Annotated in this window: 20 protein-coding genes; 15 read left to right on the forward strand and 5 right to left on the reverse strand. The window is 39.6% G+C overall.

Annotated elements, in window-relative coordinates; genetic code table 11:
• The 4 genes from HMPREF0013_RS15825 to HMPREF0013_RS15840 all read left to right on the forward strand — a co-directional run bounded on the left by HMPREF0013_RS15825 (position 1) and on the right by HMPREF0013_RS15840 (position 2229).
• Positions 1-687, forward strand: a complete 687-nt coding sequence (locus HMPREF0013_RS15825) for a diphthine--ammonia ligase (RefSeq protein ID WP_002118891.1) — start codon at positions 1-3, stop codon at positions 685-687.
• Positions 688-704: 17 nt separating this feature from the next.
• Positions 705-1166, forward strand: coding sequence for a peroxiredoxin (locus HMPREF0013_RS15830; protein ID WP_002118936.1), 462 nt, complete (start codon positions 705-707; stop codon positions 1164-1166).
• Positions 1167-1285: 119 nt separating this feature from the next.
• On the forward strand, positions 1286-1855 hold the full coding sequence (locus HMPREF0013_RS15835; protein WP_002118403.1) for a CAP domain-containing protein: 570 nt from the start codon (positions 1286-1288) through the stop codon (positions 1853-1855).
• A gap of 11 nt (positions 1856-1866) precedes the next feature.
• Positions 1867-2229 (forward strand): glyoxalase superfamily protein, encoded by a 363-nt coding sequence (locus HMPREF0013_RS15840; RefSeq protein ID WP_002118499.1) that lies wholly within the window; start codon positions 1867-1869, stop codon positions 2227-2229.
• Between the two features lie 11 nt (positions 2230-2240).
• Here HMPREF0013_RS15840 and HMPREF0013_RS15845 read toward each other — a convergent pair whose 3' ends face one another.
• A complete protein-coding gene (locus HMPREF0013_RS15845) occupies positions 2241-2816 on the reverse strand; it encodes a nicotinate-nicotinamide nucleotide adenylyltransferase (RefSeq protein ID WP_002119001.1) in 576 nt (191 codons plus the stop codon).
• Positions 2817-2925: 109 nt separating this feature from the next.
• On the opposite strand from HMPREF0013_RS15845, the gene HMPREF0013_RS15850 reads away from it, so the two are divergent.
• Positions 2926-3726, forward strand: a complete 801-nt coding sequence (locus HMPREF0013_RS15850; RefSeq protein ID WP_002118542.1) for an enoyl-CoA hydratase-related protein — start codon at positions 2926-2928, stop codon at positions 3724-3726.
• Here HMPREF0013_RS15850 and HMPREF0013_RS15855 read toward each other — a convergent pair.
• The 4 genes from HMPREF0013_RS15855 to purL form a co-directional block, all read right to left on the reverse strand.
• A complete protein-coding gene (locus tag HMPREF0013_RS15855) occupies positions 3723-4040 on the reverse strand; it encodes an NIF3 1 (protein ID WP_002118807.1) in 318 nt (105 codons plus the stop codon). The two genes, HMPREF0013_RS15850 and HMPREF0013_RS15855, sit on opposite strands and share 4 nt — an antisense overlap.
• A 68-nt stretch (positions 4041-4108) precedes the next feature.
• Positions 4109-4234, reverse strand: coding sequence for a KGW motif small protein (locus tag HMPREF0013_RS25425; protein ID WP_002118600.1), 126 nt, complete (start codon positions 4232-4234; stop codon positions 4109-4111).
• A gap of 200 nt (positions 4235-4434) precedes the next feature.
• Positions 4435-5640, reverse strand: a complete 1206-nt coding sequence (locus HMPREF0013_RS15860; RefSeq protein ID WP_002118777.1) for a multidrug effflux MFS transporter — start codon at positions 5638-5640, stop codon at positions 4435-4437.
• A 77-nt stretch (positions 5641-5717) separates the two neighbouring features.
• Positions 5718-9551 carry a phosphoribosylformylglycinamidine synthase gene (purL, locus tag HMPREF0013_RS15865; protein ID WP_005803843.1) on the reverse strand — a complete coding sequence of 1278 codons (3834 nt, stop codon included), beginning with the start codon at positions 9549-9551 and terminating at the stop codon, positions 5718-5720.
• A 309-nt stretch (positions 9552-9860) separates the two neighbouring features.
• Here purL and HMPREF0013_RS15870 point away from each other — a divergent pair, with 309 nt between their 5' ends.
• The 10 genes from HMPREF0013_RS15870 (at position 9861) to pal (ending at position 19627) form a co-directional block, all read left to right on the forward strand.
• Positions 9861-11201: a deoxyguanosinetriphosphate triphosphohydrolase gene (locus HMPREF0013_RS15870; RefSeq protein ID WP_002118538.1), complete on the forward strand. Its 1341-nt coding sequence runs from the start codon at positions 9861-9863 to the stop codon at positions 11199-11201.
• Positions 11202-11294: 93 nt separating this feature from the next.
• Complete coding sequence (gene ruvA / locus HMPREF0013_RS15875) at positions 11295-11894, forward strand: Holliday junction branch migration protein RuvA (RefSeq protein WP_002118762.1); 600 nt, start codon at positions 11295-11297, stop codon at positions 11892-11894.
• 7 nt (positions 11895-11901) lie between these two features.
• Positions 11902-12906: a Holliday junction branch migration DNA helicase RuvB gene (ruvB, locus tag HMPREF0013_RS15880; protein ID WP_002052424.1), complete on the forward strand. Its 1005-nt coding sequence runs from the start codon at positions 11902-11904 to the stop codon at positions 12904-12906.
• Positions 12907-13110: 204 nt separating this feature from the next.
• Positions 13111-14445: a M20 family metallopeptidase gene (locus tag HMPREF0013_RS15885; protein ID WP_002118689.1), complete on the forward strand. Its 1335-nt coding sequence runs from the start codon at positions 13111-13113 to the stop codon at positions 14443-14445.
• 212 nt (positions 14446-14657) lie between these two features.
• Positions 14658-15065: a tol-pal system-associated acyl-CoA thioesterase gene (gene ybgC / locus HMPREF0013_RS15890; RefSeq protein WP_004699892.1), complete on the forward strand. Its 408-nt coding sequence runs from the start codon at positions 14658-14660 to the stop codon at positions 15063-15065.
• 24 nt (positions 15066-15089) lie between these two features.
• Entirely contained in the window at positions 15090-15788 is a 699-nt protein-coding gene (gene tolQ, locus HMPREF0013_RS15895; protein WP_002118374.1) for a protein TolQ, read from the forward strand.
• Positions 15788-16240 carry a protein TolR gene (tolR, locus tag HMPREF0013_RS15900; RefSeq protein ID WP_002118490.1) on the forward strand — a complete coding sequence of 151 codons (453 nt, stop codon included), beginning with the start codon at positions 15788-15790 and terminating at the stop codon, positions 16238-16240. The genes tolQ and tolR overlap by 1 nt, the downstream gene beginning before the upstream one ends.
• Before the next feature lie 3 nt (positions 16241-16243).
• Complete coding sequence (tolA, locus tag HMPREF0013_RS15905) at positions 16244-17665, forward strand: cell envelope integrity protein TolA (RefSeq protein ID WP_005803844.1); 1422 nt, start codon at positions 16244-16246, stop codon at positions 17663-17665.
• Between the two features lie 93 nt (positions 17666-17758).
• Positions 17759-19039 (forward strand): Tol-Pal system beta propeller repeat protein TolB, encoded by a 1281-nt coding sequence (gene tolB / locus HMPREF0013_RS15910; RefSeq protein WP_002118491.1) that lies wholly within the window; start codon positions 17759-17761, stop codon positions 19037-19039.
• Positions 19040-19066: 27 nt separating this feature from the next.
• Positions 19067-19627, forward strand: a complete 561-nt coding sequence (pal, locus tag HMPREF0013_RS15915; protein WP_002118513.1) for a peptidoglycan-associated lipoprotein Pal — start codon at positions 19067-19069, stop codon at positions 19625-19627.
• Positions 19628-19645 lie beyond the last annotated feature (18 nt).

Genomic DNA, 19645 nt, shown 5'->3' on the forward strand with positions numbered 1-19645 from the left:
ATGCAAGAACAATGGAAAACTAATGCTAACCATAAAAGGTCTATTGTCTCATTTAGTGGAGGCAAAGACAGTTCTCTAGCACTCTACCATGCAATGCAGACAGGCGAAGTGATTGGATTGATCGTAATGCTAGAAGAACAAGGCCAACGTTCTCGCTCACATGCCATGCCTCTTGATATTATTCAAGCGCAAGCTAAAGCAATCGGCTTTCCCGTGCTTATGGCTTCATCAAGTTGGAATGACTATGAATTAAAGTTTATTGAATTACTCAATCAAGCAAAGCAACAAGGAGCCGAGGTACTGGTTACAGGTGACCTTGATATGCCTGAACACGGCTGTTGGCATGATCGAGTAACGCAACAAGTAGGTCTTCAATTAGCAATGCCTCTTTGGCTACGTCCGCATCGTGAAGTTGTTGAAGAATTTATTCAACTTGGATTCCAGAGTGTAGTGGTGACCGTAAACCTTAAACTCGGGATGAAGGTAGGAGATTTAGGAAAAACTTTAACTTTAGAATATATCCAAGAGCTTGAGAACCGTGGCATTGATCCATGTGGTGAGGGCGGTGAATTTCATACGACCGTGATTGATGGGCCAATTTTTAACAAAGCAATCCCTGTAAGAAAACTCAATATTGTTTATCATGAGGAATACGCTTTTTTACCACTTGAATTAAATCAAATTTAACTTTTAAAGGATAAGAAATGTCTGAGAATATTCAACTGCCAAATCAGGTGTTCCCTACTACACACGGCGAAGTGAACTTGACCGAAGTCGAAAATGAATGGCTAATTATTTACTTCTATCCTAAAGATTCAACACCAGGGTGTACAACACAAGCAGTGGGTTTTTCTTGTTTGAAAGATCAGTTTGATGCTTTAGGTGCCCGTATTTTCGGTATTTCACGTGACTCGGTAAAAGCCCATCAAAATTTTACAGAGAAGCAAGCACTTACTATTGATCTGATCAGTGATAAAGAAGAAATTCTTTGTAATCACTTTGATGTGATTAAAGAAAAGAATATGTATGGTAAAAAAGTAATGGGTATTGAACGTTCTACTTTTATTTTCCATAACAAAACTTTAGTTAAAAGCTATCGCAAAGTTAAAGCAGCTGGGCATGCAGAGCAAGTTCTAGAAGACTTAAAAGCTCTACAAACAGCTTAATAAACTTAAGAAACAAAAAGCGGGCATGATGCTCGTTTTTTTGTATATGAACAAATTACTTACTCCTTTACTTTGGCGTATGATAAAGACATTAGAATAATTCACGCTAAGGTATTTACATGGGTCTGCTCAAAGTTTGTAATTTACTGTCTAGTGGTCTTGTTATTTCTGCATGCTCCGTTAGTTCATCCAGTATGCCGCCCTCAATTACACCATCTACCACGCAAGTTGAAACTCCACCTATAAAAATAAGTTGCCAAGATTTACAAAACCCTGCCTATCAACAAATCGTACTTAAAATAATTAATCAAATTCGCCAGCAATCACGCCAATGTGGACAACAACATTTCGCTGCAACCAGACCATTAAGTTGGAGTAATAATTTATATAAAGGTGCACTTTCTCATAGTGAAGATATGGCAACACACAACTTTCTCGGACATGTTGGCTCCACGGGACTAGATTTAAAATCACGTTTGAAAATTTATAATACACTCGGTAAAGCCAATGGTGAAAATGTCGCGAGTGGACAGAAAACATTAGATGAAGTGATGTCTAGATGGCTGTCGAGTCCCCTACATTGTAGTAACTTAATGAACCCTAAATTTACAACCTATGCAATTGCTTGTGCTTCTGATCAATCTGTAAAACAAAAGAGCTATTGGACTCAACAATTTGGTACACGTTAAAAGGAAAAAAGATGCAATCAGGTTCGATCACCCCTATTTTAAGAATTTTTGATGTCGAGTTAGCTCAATCATTTTATCTTGAGTTCTTAGGTTTTCAGCTTGATTGGCAACACCAATTTGAAGACAACTTTCCGTTATATTTACAAATTTCTAAAGATGATTGCGTTATTCATTTATCTGAGCATTTTGGAGATGCGAGTCCTCATAGTGCGATCCGTATTTATTGGGAACATATTTATGAGTTGCATAGTGAACTAAGCAAAAAAGATTATAAATTTTCTAAGCCTCAGGTTGAAAAAACAGATTGGGAGACACTTGAACTCAGTATCACCGATCCTTTTTCCAACCGAATTATCTTTTGGGCAGATGCTTAATTTATATGCACTTACTCAAAATCATCTAAATTAGAGCGATCATCTTCTTCAAAGCGTTGTTGCAACTGTTGATAAGTGCGTGTTTTTTTAAATTCATCCAAAAATTGAATAGTTCCTACAGGGAAAAATTCGGTCTGGATTTCACCACGATAATAAGCTTCACGCATTGGTGTTGCCGAGATAGAGTCTTTTAAACTATCAAGTTCAACCATAATCCACTCAGGAAATAGTCGTAAATAATATGAAGACTCATCCTTAAAGTGTCCAATCAAACCAACTTTTGAGTTCGGTTCAATTACGCCATTCACTAAAGATTTGACTTGTTTTACCCATTTTTCGTCATTATAAACATCTACTACATGTACAAAACGAATGCGTTTTTGCTCTTCTAACGAGAAATTTGACAAGATCATTTGCTCGCGCTCTACTGCTAAGAACGGATTTTTAATATTACGTTCCATTTGAGCAGAACCTAATGCCAAAACGACATAGTGGCTTTGTTGTAAGGCAATTTCAATTGTCTGCATATGAGCTAAATGAAATGGTTGAAAACGCCCTATAAAAACGAGATAGTCAAATTTATACATAATTAGATTTTCACTTTTTATGAACTCACCAGTTAACCGCATTACAAAAAATATGCGCCATAATGAGAACCTAAAAATTAACAACGTGGTTTAAAGCAAGGATAGTACGATGACACTTAGCTGTATTCAACAACCTCATCAACATTTACACGCAAATTTAGAAGGTGGCGTACTCACCTTAGCCATAAATCGTCCAGAAGCAAAAAATGCACTGTATGGCGAACTTTACTTATGGATTGCCAAAGCACTTGATGAAGCGGACCAAGACAAAGATGTACGTGTAGTCGTTCTACGTGGTGTAGAGCAAGATTTTACCGCTGGTAATGACATGAAAGATTTTATGGGTTTTGTACAAAATCCTAATCTAGGCCCAGCAGGTCAAGTTCCTCCGTTTGTACTCCTTAAATCTGCTGCTAGATTATCGAAGCCGCTTATTATTGCAGTAAAAGGTGTGGCAATTGGTATTGGTGTTACGATTTTATTACATGCAGATTTAGTTGTTGCTGACAATACCGCCCTTTTCCAAATTCCATTTGTAAGTCTTGGCCTTTCTCCAGAAGGCGGTGCAAGCCAACTATTGGTTAAACAAGCGGGTTATCACAAAGCAGCTGAACTTCTATTTACTGCGAAAAAATTTAATGCAGAAACCGCAGTACAAGCAAGCTTAGTGAATGAAGTTGTTGAAGATGCTTATGCATCTGCTCAGGCAACCGCTCAACATTTAGCAGCTTTACCACTTGCCTCATTAAAACAAACCAAAGCATTGATGAAACATGATTTAGATCAAATTATTGAATGTATTGACCATGAAGCTGAAATCTTTATGCAACGCGTTCAATCTCCAGAAATGCTAGAAGCTGTACAAGCATTTATGCAGAAACGTAAACCAGATTTCTCGCAGTTTAATTAAAAATCAATTTCTATGATTTGAATAAACTCAAAGGCGGGCTCTTCATAAGGATGGCTTGCCTTTAATGCTTTTGCTACAGCCTTTGCATTTGCTTCAATTACAATTGTTTCAACGCGCCACTCATCAACTTGTTCAAGTTCACCCAGCTCTCCGATATAAGGATCTGCACCTTTGACTGGTTTAAATTGCCCTATTCCTTTCACTTGCCATGCGCAGTGTTCGTAATTACCGATACCCCCCGCACCAGCAGAAAAAATAGCTTGTTTAGTCGACTCAAGATGTGAATCAGGCACGTAATAAATCAGCTTTAACATAAGTAGAATGACTCAAAACTAGTAAACTTGCTTTAAATCATACCGTTAAAAAAGCTTCTAAATCAAAGTCAGCTCATCATTACCAAATAATTTGCTCCAATAAAGAGGATTTGAATGGCAAGCGCCAAGCCAAACAAGCGCCAGCCCTTATCTTTGGTATACATTGTTCTTATGTGATACTTATTTTTCATCATTTTGATCTCCGATTTTTATCGTTGTTACAGAGAAAGCAAAAATTGATCCAATTTTGAACAAACTATAAAGTGTTAAATAGCCGAATGTCTATAGGCTTATAATTTTTCTAAAATGCTTAAAAGAGCTACACTCATTTATATGCAGCTCTTATTCTGAACAAAATTTTAAATTTCAGTGTGCTAGCTGCATCTTTATAATTTTAAGCATTCGATTTCTTTAAATATCTGTTCTCATATATTGTCATCATAAATGCTAAACCACATAAAATGACGAAGCCGCCAGTCATTGGTATTAATGTACCGTCATATAATTGCCCAATAATAGAGGCTAGAATAAGTGACAAAACAGAAGAAGCTGCACCAATAATGGCCGATGCCATACCAGCAACATGTCCCATCGGTTCCATTGCAATTGCATTTAAATTTCCAAATAAAGTTCCAAATAATAAAAATAAAATGCAGGCATAAAGCATAAACATCCAGAATGAAACAGCCACACCTAAAAGTTGAATTCCTAAGAAAACTAAAGAAATTAAGCACAAACCTAGAAAGCCATAAATACAGATTGGACGCATACCAAACTTCATAACAATTTTAGAGTTTGTAAATGAAGCGACTCCCATTACACCTGCAAGCACAGCAAAATAAGCACTAAACTCTTGCCCTGTTTTCCCAAACTGCTGCATAAAAATTTGCTGAGAAGTACCTAAGTAACCAATGAATCCACCAAAGCAAAAACCTGCACATAGCAAATAGCTCATGGTAGTTTTATTACTTACAACTTCTTTAAAACCTTCCCGAAATGCTCGTAGACGCATAGGTAAACGATTTTCTGGAAGCAACGTCTCTTCCAAACGTAAAGCAACCCATACCCCGACAACTGTGGCATAGGCCATATATAAAACAAAGATCTCACGCCAACCAAAGAAATGGATAATGAGCTGTCCCAAACTTGGTGCAATTGCTGGAGCAACCATAAACACCATCATAATTATAGACATGATGCGGGCCATTTGAGCCCCACTGTATTTATCTCTAACAATTGAAATAGAAGCCACGTAAGGACCTGATACGCCAATCCCTTGAATGAAACGTCCAACTAGAAACCATTCAAAACTTTGTGTGGTAAAGCACAACAAACTTCCTAGAAAGTAAATAACAATTCCTGTGAATAAAATACGTTTACGGCCAATCGCATCGGATAAAGGGCCAGCAATCAGTTGACCAATCGTCATACCAGAAAAAATACCAATAATGACCCACTGTGTCTGATTATTATTTTTTAAGTCAAAAACTCGTCCGATTTCGCCTAAAGCAGGTAAGACTGCATCTATTGAAAAAGAAACAATAGACATGAGCAATGCCATCAGAAGTGCAAATTCATGGAAATGGATTTTTGATTTCATTTTTCTTCTCTGCTATTTATTAATATCGTACTACATACAAATAAGCCACCTTACGGTGGCTTATTTCAATTTTTATATTAACCAATAAACTTACGTGCGTTACGGAACATACGTAACCATGCACCATCTTCAGTCCACTCTTCTGGACTCCAAGAGTGTTGAATTGCACGGAATGTACGCTCTGGGTGTGGCATCATGATCGTTGCACGACCATCTTTAGATGTTACACCAGTAATCGCTTCTGGCGAACCATTCGGATTCAATGGATAATGTTGAGTCGGGTTACCATGGCTGTCAACATAACGCAAAGCAACTTGGTTAGCTGCATTCAAGCCTGCAATATCAGCTTCACTCGCAACTGCACGACCTTCACCGTGTGCTACAGCAATCGGTAAAATCGAACCTTCCATTCCATTAAGCAATACAGAAACAGATTTTTCAACACGCACGTTTACGCTACGTGCTTCAAAGACTTCTGACATATTGCGGTGGAAACGTGGCCAATGTTCAGCACCTGGAATAAGTGGCGCTAATTGTGACAACATTTGGCAACCATTACAGATACCTAAGCTGAACGTATCTTCACGATGGAAGAATTGTTCAAACTGATCACGTAATTTCGCATTGAACAATACAGATTTTGCCCAACCACCGCCAGCACCCATTACGTCACCGTAAGAGAAACCGCCACAAGTTACTAAACCTTCAAAATCACTTAGACTAACGCGACCAGCAAGTAAATCACTCATGTGCACGTCAACGGTATTGAAACCAACCTTATCAAAGGCTGCTGCCATTTCAATATGACCGTTTACACCTTGCTCACGCAAGATCGCCATATTAGGACGACGTGTGTTAATGAATGGTGCTTCGATAGGTTCATTCAAGTCAAATGTTGGTTTAGCAATTAAGCCTTGATGTGATTTATCTACAATTAAAGCAAATTCTTGGTCAGCAGTTTCTACGTTATCACGTAAACGTTGGATCTGATGAGATACTTCAGACCAAGCCTGTTGTAACTCTGCGCGCTCTAAAGTCAAACCGTTTACAGATAATTGATCTGTGTTGTTTACACGACCAACTACAGCAATTGCATCTTTTAAGCTAGAAGCAGCAACTTCTGCTTGTAAAGCTTCCCAATCAGCTGCTTTGATTTGAACAACTGCACCAATTTCTTCAGCAAACAAACTTGCTGGAGTTTGGTCTTCTAATGCAACACCTAAACGTGCAGCAAACATCATTTCAGCAACAGTTGCAAGTAAACCACCATCACCGATGTCATGGTAAGCTTGAATCAAGCCACGGTTGTTCCAATCTTGAATTAAAGCAAAGAACGCTTTGAAATCATCAAAACTATCAACGTCTGGAGTGATTGAACCAATTGCTTTATATACTTGCGCAAGAATAGAACCACCTAAACGGAATTGTCCTTTAGATAAATCAATACGGACAAGTACTGAGTCTTCTAAATTCTTAAGTTCAGGTGTTAAAGTCTTACGAACATCAGCTACTGGAGCAAATGCAGTAATTACACCAGTCATTGGAGATGTTACAGCTTTATCTTCACCATTATCATTCCAAGTGGTACGCATTGAAAGCGAGTCTTTACCTACAGGAATCGCAATTCCTAAAGCAGGACACATTTCCATACCAATCGCTTTCACACCTTCAAACAATGCTTGGTCTTCACCTTTTTGACCAGCAGCAGCCATCCAGTTTGCAGAAAGTTTGATATCGCTAATTTGTTCAATGTTTGCACATGCAATATTGGTAATTGCTTCAGCAACTGCCAAGCGAGCAGATGCTGCTGGATTTAACAATGCAACTGGTGGACGTTCACCCATTGCCATTGCTTCACCAGTGAACCCTTGTAGGCTCGTAGTCGTTACTGCTGCATCCGCAACAGGAATCTGCCAACGACCAACCATTTGGTCACGTGCAACCATACCTGTAATTGAACGGTCACCAATGGTGATTAAGAATGACTTAGACGCAACTGTAGGATTTTTCAATACACGGAAAATCGCATCTTTCAAATCAACTTTTGAAGCGTCAAATTCGTTACCTTTGCGTTCAATTGTTTCATAAGAACGTTGCATACGCGGTGTACCGCCAAGCATTACTTGCATTGGGATATCAACTGCATTGTTCTGGAACAATGGATCTTCAACAGTTAAATGACGAGCTTCAGTTGCTTCACCTAACACGGCAAATGGACAACGTTCACGAGCACAGATTGATTCGAACTGTTCTAAAGACTCTGGGCGAATTGCAAGAACATAACGCTCTTGAGCTTCATTTGACCAGATTTCCATTGGGCTCATGCCCGGCTCTAATGAAGGAATTTTACGAAGGTTAAGAACTGCACCTAACTCATGATCATTCACAAGTTCAGGCATAGCATTTGATAGACCACCCGCGCCAACGTCATGTACAGAAACGATTGGGTTGAAGTCTTCTAAACGCCAGCAAGTATCGATTACTTCTTGACAACGGCGCTCCATTTCTGGGTTTTCACGTTGTACAGAAGCGAAATCAAGGCTTTCACCCATTGTACCGCTATCTACAGAAGATGCTGCACCACCACCAAGACCGATTAACATTGCAGGACCACCCAACACAATGAGTAAATCACCTGGTTGAATCGCATCTTTTTCTACATGGTCAGGACGGATAATACCGTAACCACCAGCAATCATGATTGGCTTGTGGAAGCCTTTCACTTCACCATTTACATTCTGTTCGAAAGTACGGAAATAACCATTTAACGCAGGACGACCAAATTCATTGTTAAATGCCGCGCCACCTAATGGACCTTCAATCATGATTTGTAATGGCGAAGCCATACGTGAAGGTTTACCGTAGTTTTCTTCCCAAGGCTGTTCAAAACCAGGAATATTTAAGTTCGAAACTGTGAAACCTGTTAAACCAGCTTTTGGTTTACCACCACGACCAGTTGCACCTTCATCACGGATTTCACCGCCTGAACCTGTTGCAGCACCAGCAAATGGAGAAATTGCTGTTGGGTGGTTATGAGTTTCAACCTTCATTAAAATATGAGCAGCTTGGCTCTTATATTTATAAACAAAGTGACCATTTTCATCCGCTTTCGGATAAAAACGCATCGTGTCATAACCCACAATTACTGAAGCATTATCTTTATATGCCGATAACACATCAGTTGGAGATTCTTTATAAGTGTTTTTAATCATCTGGAACAATGATAATGGTTGTTTTTCACCATCAATTGTCCATTCAGATCCAAAGATTTTATGACGACAGTGTTCAGAGTTCGCCTGTGCAAACATCATCAATTCGATATCATTTGGATTACGACCAAGCTTACCGAATGCTTCTGTTAAATAATCAATTTCTTGTTCAGAAAGCGCAAAACCGAACTCATTGTTCGCTTTAACCAAAGCTTCTTTGCCTTGGCCCAAGATATCAATTGAATTTAATGGTTTTGGAGCTGTTTCTGAGAATAATGCTTTTGCATCTTCAATTTGGGCAAAAACTGTTTCTGTCATACGGTCATGAAGTACTTGTTTAACTTCATTCGTAATTTCAGTAACGCCTTTTAACGTGAATAAAAGACCACGTTCTAGACGGTGTACTGGTGTATTACAGTTTTTGAAAATATCAGTTGCTTTAGAAGACCAAGGTGAAATAGTACCCACACGTGGTGTAACTAAAATCTGAATCTCATCACTTGCAGATTGACGAAGTTCAAAAGACTCACCGTCATTCAATAATTGCAAAGCAGATTGATGTTGCTGCTCGTTGAGCGCTTGATCAAACAAATAGACCCATTGGCTGTCAAAAGATTGAACAGAACTAATTGACGATAAACGTGTTAATAGTTGAGCTTTCTTAAAAGAAGAATGTGCTGCTGCACCGGCCACGATAAACATGTTGATTTTGGCTCCACGGGCAGGTCTTGTGAACCTTACCGCAATGTGACTTTAGAGAGAGCGCATATTCTACTGCTTCTTGGTAAAATCAGCTAGATGTAGAATCAGTATTCTGTAACCTAATTCTGCAAGAAGTGATTTGTTTTTTGTTCAAAATCATTTTTTTAGTCATTCTTGCTAAAAATAAATTGTTGCATGTTTATTCAATAACATAATAAAACCCGAACTAAGACAAACTATGTCGCACCAAGCTAGTGCTTTTAAGTTTTTTTTGGCATGATCAGGTTTTATAGTTTTGAATAATGATAAATGGAACAAATGCGTTGGTTAGAGCTGCTTTCCGCAGTTCGTTTAGGTAGCAAAAAAAGTAGTACAGAACTGGCTCGTAGCCCATTCCATAAAGATTATGATCGCATTATATTTTCTCAAAGTTTCCGTCAGTTAAACCGTAAGACTCAAGTTCACCCTTTAGCACAACACGATGGTATTCATACCCGCTTAACACACTCCCTTGAAGTTTCCTGCATTGGTCGCTCAATGGGTATGCTTGCCGCAGAAAAAATAAAAGATGAATTACCCGTTTGGATTTCACCTGCCGATGTCGGGGCAATTATTCAGGCAGCTTGTCTGGCCCACGATATTGGTAATCCCCCTTTCGGCCATGCGGGTGAATATGCAATTCGTGAATGGTTCGATGATGCATCACATGATGATTTTTTAAAAAAGCTAAGTCCCGAAGAAGAAGCTGACGTTCGTCAGTTTGAAGGTAATGCTCAAGGATTACGTCTATTAAGTCGCATTGATTATCATCCAAATGATGGTGGTATGCGCTTAACTTATGCAACTTTAGGTGCTTATCTAAAATATCCATGGCTTTCAAAAACAATTGCTTCGCAGGGTGACCGCCCTTCCCATCAAAGAGCAAAGTTTGGTTGTTATCAGTCTGAAAAAGAAATTTTAAAACAGATTGCGGAACAGCTCGGGCTGATTCAACTCGGGGAATATCATTATTGTCGTCATCCACTCACCTACTTATTAGAAGCCGCTGATGACATTTGTTATGCCCTCATTGATTTAGAAGATGGCATTGTCTTAAATATGCTGAGTTACCAAGAAGTTGAACCAATATTCCTAAATCTTATTGCCGACTATGGTCAACCTGAAGAGTTATCTCATCCAAACAGTACATGGCAACAAAAGATCTCAGCATTACGCGGCCGCGTTATGAAACGTCTTGTTGATGAAGTCACTACGGCTTTTGCTAAACATCATTATGAAATCATTACAGGTCAGCTTAAAGGCAATCTTTTGCAATATTGTTCGCCAGATATTGCAATTGGTATCGAAACTGCCAAAAATCTGGCACGTGATAAAATTTTTGAGCACCCGCAGAAGTCTGGTTTAGAAATTATTGCGCACCAAAGTTTACAAACGATTTTAGATGCATTTGTACCACTCACAACTCCGCATAAATCTTTAAGCTTTAAAGAACAACGTTTAATGTCTATCCTTAATCTATATGGTGCTAACTTTAGCAATAATCACTACAGCAATATCATGCAAGTCCTCGATATTATCAGTAAGTTCTCAGATCATCAGGCTTATAGCTTGGCGCAAGAGCTACAAGGCAATAAAATAGGTTTGTTTTAAGCTGGCTTGATATAGAAAGAAATAAAACTAGTGTCGTTTTCAATTCATTTTAGAACGACCAGATTTACAGTTATGAATAAGTGAAATTACGCTATGATCGGATGTTTAATTGGCGAAGTGTTTGCCCTAGAAGCCCCTACTGTCTTACTAAATGTGAACGGTGTGGGTTATGAAATTGATACACCACTTTCAACATTTTGCCAATTACAAAAAGGCCAGAAAGTTACGTTATGGACGCATTTAGTTGTTCGTGAAGATGCTCAACAACTCTACGGTTTTAGTGATGCTCAAGAGAAAACAATTTTCCGCACCTTATTAAAAGTAAATGGTGTCGGCCCGAAAATGGCATTGGGTATTTTATCGACGCTAAGTGTTGAGTTATTGGTTCACACCATTGAACATGATGATATTAATACGCTGGTCAAAGTTCCAGGGGTTGGCAAAAAAACAGCTGAACGTTTAATGATTGAACTCCGTGACCGTTTCAAAACATTGGCTCAAGGCACTTCAACTGTGGCGACCATGCCTCAAATTCAATTTGCTGCAAACTCTCCTGTTGCAGAGGCAGAAGCTGCTTTGCAATCTTTAGGTTATAAACCACTTGAAGCACAAAAAGCTGTTGCTGCGGTTAAAGCCGATTACACAGAATCAGCCGATATTATTCGTGCTGCTCTTAAATCCATGATGAAGTAAAACACTTATGCAAGACCGTCTAATCAGTGGAACAGAAAAACCAGAAGATCATTTTGACCGGGCTATTCGACCAACTTCTCTTGCCGACTATATTGGGCAACCAGTCGTACGCGAGCAAATGGAAATTTTCATTGGTGCTGCTCGTGGCCGTGGTGAAGCACTCGACCATACGCTGATTTTTGGTCCGCCGGGTTTAGGTAAAACCACACTTGCTAATATTATTGCCCGAGAAATGGGGGGTAACCTCAAATCTACTTCAGGACCGGTATTAGAGCGTGCAGGTGATTTAGCAGCAATGCTGACTAACCTTGAAGAAGGCGATGTTTTATTTATTGATGAGATTCATCGTCTTTCACCAGTGATTGAAGAAATTCTGTATCCAGCGATGGAAGATTACCAATTAGATATCATGATTGGTGAAGGCCCTGCTGCTCGTTCAATTAAACTCGATTTACCGCCTTTTACACTCGTCGCTGCCACTACACGTGCGGGCTTACTGACCTCACCACTACGTGATCGCTTCGGTATTGTACAACGTCTTGAGTTTTACTCTGTAGAAGACTTGACTCACATTGTGTCACGCTCTGCAAACTTAATGGATGTACCCATTACAGTTGAAGGCGCAGAAGAAGTAGCACGCCGATCACGAGGAACACCTCGTATCGCTAACCGTTTATTACGACGTGTTCGTGACTATGCTCAAGTGAAAGGCACAGGTGAAGTGACCCATGAAATGGCGCAGCGCGCACTAGATATGCTCAATGTTGATAAAGCTGGCCTAGATACCCTCGACAGACGTTATTTGAGCATGCTACTCGAGCGTTTTGATGGCGGTCCTGCTGGAGTTGAAGCGCTTGCAGCAGCGATGGCTGAAGACAGCGGTACGCTTGAAGATGTGATTGAACCTTATTTAATTCAACAAGGTTATGTCATGCGTACTGCACGAGGTCGGATTGCAACCAACCAATCTTATTTACAGTTTGGAATGACACCACCTGAGCCTAAAAACTAACCAAAGGGAGAGAATTTTCTCTTCCTTTTTTAATTTAATCTCTTTATTCAATTAAAATAATAATTGTCTTATCAATAAATTAGCCACTCTATACCTTTTAAGTCTTTTTTTATACCTTATTGATTTTTTAATATTTTTGAAAACTGAATTATAAGAAATCTAGATAGCAAATCTTATGAACAATAATATTTTTAGGATAAGGACATGTACAAAAAAGCCGCTTTGATTTTTCCACTCGCTCTAATGAGCCAGCTGAGCCTAGCAGATTGGGTAAAAGATGCTGCACAACAAAATGAAAATCAGGTGATTCAATTAAGACAACATATTCACGAGCATCCTGAACTTGGCAATATGGAATTTAAAACATCTGCACTAGTTCAAAAAGAATTAAAGTCCTATGGCATTCAGGTCAAAACAGGTTATGCAAAAACAGGTGTTATTGGCATTTTAAAAGGGAATAAACCCGGCCCTATTATTGCACTTAGAGCCGACATGGATGCGCTACCTATGGAAGAAAAAAGTGGTGTTGCCTTTGCGAGTAAACAAAAAGCAATTTATCAAGGAAAAGAAACTTACGTAATGCATGCTTGTGGACATGACGCACACACTGCAATGTTATTAGGCGCAGCAAAAATTCTGGCTGCCAATAAAGATAAAATATCGGGTACGGTTGTCTTTGTTTTTCAACCTGCTGAAGAAGGTGGAGCAGATATAGACAACTTTACACAGGGTGATCAGATCGGCTCAAGAAAAATGATCACAGACGGTGCATTTAAGGATTATAAACCCGAAGCTATTTTTGGAATGCATGTCATATCTGGTATGCAAAGTGGACACCTTTATTATAAAGATGGTGCCATTTTAAATAGTGCAGACCATTTACGTATTCAGGTCAACGGCAAGCAGGTTCACGGCTCAACCCCTTGGTTAGGTAGAGATCCGATTTATGCATCGGCACAAATGATTAATAATTTACAGAGTCTTATTAGCCGAAGAACTGATCTCACTCAAGGCATGGGCGTCGTCAGTATCGGTAACATTCAAGGTGGTACAGCAGGAAATGTGATTCCAGAACAAGTCAATATGATCGGTACTATTCGTTCTAATAACGAACAGGTACGGGCAAATATCTTAAAAAGTTTACCTGCCATGATAGAGCATAACGCTCAAGCCAATGACGTCACCGCCAAAGTTGAAATTGCTCCTTACGCTCCAGTGACCATGAATGATAAAGCGCTCACTCAGTTTATTCAGCCAACCCTAGCCAAAGTTGTTGGCGATTCAAAACTCCATGTTTTAGATCATAATGCAAGCGCAAGTGAAGATTTTGCCTATTATGGCAAGTTAATGCCGTCATTCTTTGTTTTCTTGGGTGCAACACCAGAAAATCAAGACTTAACTCAGGCGGCACCAAATCATAGCCCTTATTTTATTGTAGATAACAAGGCTTTAAAAACTGGGACCGAGCTACATGTAAGATTCGTATTAGATTATCCGAATATATCAAAACAAGTTCAAACTTCATGGAAGCCCTCTTAACTTAAAAAGCTTGCTAGCCATAAGATATAGCGTTTTTCGATTAGAAATACAGCAACCGCAATTGAAAGGTTGTGCCATAGGACTTAGTATGCAATCTGCTAAACTGCCCCGTATTTAAAAGCAGATGTATGGCTTTTGAATGGAACCAATGTTTTATTCAAAGCCATATTTTAAATATAAAGCTCTATAGTGAACTAAAACGGAATACTCTCATGGCGAATCATTTTGAATTCAACATTCGTGTTTATATTGAAGATACGGACGCAGGTGGTATTGTTTACCATGCCAACCATATTCGCTATATGGAACGTACCCGTACTGAATGGCTCCGTGCTTCTGGCGTTGATCATTACTGGCATCAAAAAGACTACAACTTTGTCGTACACAAAATTGACGTAAAATACATGCGTCCTATTTTAATGGATGATTTAATTACTGTTACAGCACGTGTAGTTTCATGTAAAGCTGCGTCATTTGTGTTGCAACAAAATATTTATCGTGGTGAAATCTTGCTTGCTTCTGGCGAGGTTGAGTTGGCATGTTTAAGTAAAGAACTTGTAGCTCGTCGTCTTCCAGAAGAAATACGTGATCTTATTCGTAAAGAATTGGAACAAGACTAAAAAAACAACCGGCATATGTAACCTATGGCAACAAACATTGAATCAACCCTGCATATTTCTGACCTTATTTTACAAGCAAGTCCAGTCGTTCAGTTGGTCATGCTAATTTTATTGTTAGCATCGATCTTTAGTTGGTATCTGATTGCCAAGTTACATATGAGTTATAAAAAAGCACATCAAGACGATGAACATTTCCAAAAAATGTTCTGGTCTGGTGCTGAACTCAGTACGCTTTATAACAATGCCCAACTCAACTCAAAGCGCTCTGGGCTTGAAGATATTTTTTATCAAGGGTTGAGCGAATTTTTTAAACTCAAAAAGCGTCAGGCTCCTGTTTCACAAACAATTGAAGGCACTGAACGTATTTTGCACGTAGGTTTGAGCCGTGATCAAAGCCATTTAGAATATGGTTTAGGGACTTTAGCAAGTATTGGTTCTGTGGCCCCATATATCGGTTTATTCGGTACTGTTTGGGGTATTATGAATGCCTTTATCGGTTTAGCTGCGGTTGATCAAGTAACTCTGGCAACTGTTGCACCGGGTATTGCCGAAGCACTTATTGCAACTGCAATTGGTTTGTTTGCCGCAATTCCTGCTGTATTGGCTTTTAACCACTTCACTGCTAAAAGTGAAAGTGTTTATTCTGATCGCGCTTTATTTGCTGAAGAGATGATTGCTTTATTGCAACGTCAATCTGTGGGTTCATCACAGGAAGATGCATAATGGCAATTCAGCGTTCAGGGCGCTTTGAGCGCATAAAAAAACCATTAAAAAGTGATATGAACGTCGTACCTTATATTGACGTTATGCTCGTACTTTTGGTTATTTTTATGGTAACTGCTCCTATGATTACCAGTGGTATCAAGGTTGATTTACCTCAAGCAAATAACCATCCTATCGAATCAAAAGATATGCCAGCCATGGTAACAATTGGCAAAAATGGCAATATTTATCTTCAGTATGAAGATTACAAAGATAATGAACCATTATCTCGTGAAAAACTCGAAGCAGTTTTAAGCGATGCTCAAAAACAAGCTGAACAAGAAAACAAACAACTCACAGTTTTAGTCAATGGTGATAAGTCTCGTCCTTATGGTGAAGTCGTATCATTAATGGCAAGTTTACAAGAAGCAGGCTTAACTCAAGTTGGCCTTCTGACAGAGCCTTTAAAATAAGCTATGAACAAAAATCAAAAGCCGCACTTTAAACAAAATCCGATTGCATTGAGCTTTACACTCGGAGTTCATGCAATTGCCATTGTTAGCTTGCTTTTTTTAGGCTTGAGTAAACCACCTGAACAGCCAAAAAAGCTAACGACTATTTTAGTTAAGCCAGAAGATTTACCTCCTCCTTTAGCCAAAGAAATTGAACAAGAGACTACAGCTACAAATGAAGCAAAAGAGATATTAGCCCCTATTGTGGATGAAACGCTACCTCAAAATCTTCCAGTTGCACCACCTCCTCCAACAGCTCAACAACTTGCTGCTCAAAAGCAAAAGGCCGAACAGGCCCAGCAAGTCAAGTTAGCTGAGCAAAAGCGTAAAGCTGAAGAAGCTGCGAAAGCGAAACAAGCAGCAGAGCAGCAACGCATAGAGGAAACTCAAAAGCAGCAGGCTGAAGCCAAACACCAAGCTGAGGCTAAAGCAAAATCAGAAGCCGAACAAAAACGTAAGGCTGAACAAAATGCAAAAGCTGCTGAAGACGCTAAACGTAAAGCTGAGGCTGATGCAAAATTAAAACGTGAAGCTCAAAAGGCTGAAAACGCTAAACTTCAAGCACAACAAGAAGCTAAGCGAAAAGCCGAAGCTGAGGCTAAAGCTAAGCAACAAAAAGCTAATGATGATGCTAAACGTAAAGCTGATGCCGATGCTAAAGCCAAGCAACAAAAAGCTAATGATGATGCTAAACGTAAAGCTGATGCCGATGCTAAAGCTAAGCAACAAAAAGCTGACGAGGCTAAACGCAAAGCAGAAGCTGACGCTAGAGCTAAGCAACAAAAAGCTGAGGAAGCTAAACGCAAAGCTGAGGCCGATGCAAAAGCTAAGCAACAAAAAGCCAATGACGAGGCTAAACGTAAAGCTGAAGCCGATGCAAAAGCCAAACAGCAAAAAGCTGATGATGCTAAACGCAAAGCTGAAGCTGATGCTAAAGCCAAACAAAAAGCTGCTGACGATGCTAAACGTAAAGCTGAGGCCGATGCCAAAGCCAAACAGCAAAAAGCTGCTGACGATGCTAAACGCAAAGCTGAAGCGGAGGCTGAAGCAAAAGCTGCATCTGCTCAAAAAGCACAAGAAGAGGCAGCTCAAAAGAAAGCTGAAGCTAAAAAGGTTGCTTCTTCAGCTAGACGCGATTTTGAGCAAAAAATTCGACGCTCTTGGGATGTCCCAACTGGCAGTAGTGGTAAAACAGTTGGTGTTCGTTTTACTCTGTCGGATTCGGGAAGCGTTAATTCTATTGTGATCACGCGTTCAAGTGGTGACGATGCTTTAGACGCAAGTATTAAAGCTGCAATTCAAGCCGCAGCGCCCTATCCTATGCCATCAGATCCAGATGCAAGACGTGAAGCAAGAAGTGTTAGCTCTACATTTAGAGCGCAATAATTTTGAAAGAGTTACATGCTTTAAATAGTTTAAGGCATGTAACTATGCTACAAAATCAACAGTCACAAAAATACCTGCTATGACTTTAAACTTATGAATACGAGCCGCAAACACCTGCTATCTTTAGCACTGATCACAGCCTTAAGCCCTATTGCTTCTACAACTGCTTTTGCCCAGTTATATCTGGAAATTGCCAAAGCACCAGATCAGGCACCCAAAATTGCTATTGTCCCATTTACTAACGACAATGGGCTCTATCCTATTGTTGAAACAGACTTAAACCGTTCTGGACGCTTTACAAGCTCATCTAAAAACTTACCTGCCAATGCTGCAATTAACCAGATTCAAGCTTCTGACTGGCAAGCCGCAGGTATTCCATATGTAGTTACGGGTCAAATTAAACAAACAGCGACAGGTTTTGAAGTTCACTACCAACTTTATGATGTACAAAAGCAACAATACATTTTAAATGAACTTTTAAATGTACCAGCTGCACGCATACGCCAGGCTGGCCATATGGTAAGTGATGCTATTTATCAAGCGCTTACTGGTATTCCAGGTGACTTTAGTGGCCGTATTGCATATGTACTAAGAAACCCTGCAACACCTGCCGAGCGTTATACACTACAAATTGCAGATACGGATGGTGAACAACCAAAGACCGTTTTATCATCTCGTGATCCAATTCTTTCTCCGGCATGGACACCAGATGCTAAAAAAATTGCTTATGTTTCTTTTGAAACTAAACGTCCAGCAATTTATTTACAGGATTTATCAACTGGAACACGTGAAGTTCTTACTAGTTTCAGAGGCTTAAACGGCGCACCAAGTTTCTCACCCGATGGCCAATCAATGCTGTTTACAGCATCTATGAATGGCAACCCTGAAATCTATCAAATGGATTTATCAACTCGCCAAGTCAAACGCATGACAAATGACTCGGCAATTGATACCGAAGCACGTTATACACCAGATGGAAAATCCTTTATTTTCACTTCTGACCGGGGTGGCTCTGCCCAAATTTATCGTTACACCTTTGCTGATGGCTCAGTAAAGCGTTTGACATTTAAAGGGTCATTTAATGCACGTGGAACTCTGAGTGCAGATGGCAAAAAGATTGCACTTGTTCATCGCCCAAGTGGCAGCAGTTATAAAGTTGCAATTCAAGACATTAATACTGGCATCACCAATATTCTTACCCCAACTAGTTTAGATGAATCACCAAGTTTCTCACCAAATGGGCAAATGGTGGTCTACGCAACTCGTGAAGGCAACCGTGGCTTGTTGTCTATTATGTCTACTGATGGACGTTTCCGTATGAATTTACCAAGCGAACAAGGTGAAGTACGTGAACCAGCCTGGGCACCAAAATAACTTTTAATTCCATTGACGGAGATGATCATGAAATCAATCAAATATTTAGCTCTACCCTTTCTTAGCGTAGCACTCGTAATGACAGGCTGTGCTAGCCGTAAACCTGCAGCGACGACTACGACTGGTACAAACCCAAGCACGGTAAACACTTCTGGTTTAAGTGAAGATGCTGCATTAAATGCTCAAAATTTGGCAGGTGCTTCATCTAAAGGTGTAACTGAAGCAAATAAAGCGGCTTTGGCTAAACGCGTTGTTCACTTTGATTATGACAGCAGCGATTTATCTACTGAAGACTACCAAACACTTCAAGCTCATGCTCAGTTCCTTATCGCAAATGCAAATTCAAAAGTTGCATTAACAGGCCATACAGATGAACGTGGTACACGTGAATACAACATGGCTTTAGGTGAGCGTCGTGCTAAAGCTGTACAAAGCTATTTAATTACCAATGGTGTAAACCCACAGCAACTTGAAGCTGTAAGTTATGGTAAAGAAGCTCCTGTTAATGCGGGACATGATGAATCAGCGTGGAAAGAAAATCGCCGCGTTGAGATTAATTACGAAGCAGTCCCTCCTTTATTAAAATAAGGGATATCCATAAAAANA

This window comes from Acinetobacter sp. SH024 (genome assembly GCF_000163635.1).
Taxonomy (GTDB): domain Bacteria; phylum Pseudomonadota; class Gammaproteobacteria; order Pseudomonadales; family Moraxellaceae; genus Acinetobacter; species Acinetobacter pittii.